Annotated in this window: 1 protein-coding gene; it reads left to right on the forward strand. The window is 59.3% G+C overall.

Features of this window, described 5'->3' with window-relative positions; translation table 11 throughout:
* Positions 1–988 precede the first annotated feature (988 nt).
* A complete protein-coding gene (locus AC3Y23_RS28985) occupies positions 989–1,126 on the forward strand; it encodes a hypothetical protein (RefSeq protein ID WP_379205546.1) in 138 nt (45 codons plus the stop codon).
* Positions 1,127–1,498 lie beyond the last annotated feature (372 nt).

Below are 1,498 nucleotides of genomic sequence, written 5' to 3' on the forward strand. Positions count from 1 at the left end.
CCTGAATTCCCCGTCGTAACTCGAGAATCCCGCCGTAACTCGAGAAAAACCACGTGGCTCCCCCGTCATCGCAAGATGAAGCCCTTTCCCGCTACAGCGCCTCAGGAGAAGTCCCACGTTAGGAATTGGAGGTCGAAAGGGCACTTGGCACCCTTGATGCGACCCACAAAGTTCCCCGAAATCCCGGTCTCCCTCGAGAGGAACACTGAGGTTTTCCGGCACCCCCTCCTCTGAGCCCTTTCTCCCCTCCTGATCTGGACAGGAGGGTCGACTCCCCTGCTTTGTCTGGAAGGGGTTCCCGACCTTCCGGTCGCACCTCAGGATGAGGCCGGTCTCACGAAGACATTCCAGACGTGGCCTCGTGGGTGGTTCCACATTCCGTAGGACCCCGATTTCCCGGTCCCCTCTTGATAAGAACCCGATGCCCGGACACCTCTCCGAACTCCACCCTGTGAATGAAGTCAACACGAAGGGGCAGTTTTTCCGTGCATCGTTCGGAAAAAAACCCCAGGTTCCAAAGACAGCTCGACAAGCGGCCTCTCTCCCCGGGGACATCTCGAGAGGCAAGCGGAGTTCCATGCCTCAACCCAAGACGAGGCCTGACTCTCCTGTCCCCAGTCTGCAGGGACCCTGCGATCGGAGTCTGAAATCAGAGGTACCCTGCGGTTCCTGCCTCAACTGGAGATGAGGCCCTCTTCCAATGCACCAAACCCAGTGGAGTCCCGAGAGGCCCCTCCCACCTCCAGTTTCCCTGGCTTCTCAGAGCCACCATGAGAAGCCCCCTGAGGTCACCTGCACAAGTCGAGGGAACCCAGGGTTTCCTGCCTCAACCCGGGAAAGACCTCGAGAGACCTTCTTCAACACGTCTCGAGGCCAGATTCCCCTACCATGGCTCGGGAGCAATGACGCGCTCCCCCTCGCCACTCGCATGGAGACCCGACTTCCCTGGCGCCCCACGAGAGGCTCACTGACCTCGCCGTCGTACCTCGTGAGAAACCGCACACTGGGGCCGCCGCTCGAGAACAACCCCGAGATTCCCCCGTCATCGAGAGATGAGGGCCTTCGTCTCCTGCATGGCCTAGCGACCAATCTCGCGACCTCTCTCCAAACGCCTCAGGAGGCTTGACTCCCTTGAGTCCACCCAGTGAGCTCCAAGAGATACCCGTCGCGATTCGAGAGCAGAGCGGGGTTCTTTGCTTCCACTCGAGATGAATGCCTGTCTCCCCGGGTGCGTCTGGAATGCAACCCCGAGATCCCTGTCGCCCCTGGAGAGGAACATTGGCTTCTGGACACAAGCCTAGATGAGGTCTATTGGCCCTGCAGTCACTCGAGAGCAATCCCCAGCTTTCCTTCGCAACTCGAATGGAAGATTGGACTTGCCTGGGCCAACACAAGAGGCAGCCTGAATTCCCCGTCGTAACTCGAGAATCCCGCCGTAACTCGAGAAAAACCACGTGGCTCCCCCGTCATCGCAAGATGAAGCCCTTTCCCGCTACAG

Source organism: Paenibacillus sp. MAHUQ-45 (genome assembly GCF_058133325.1).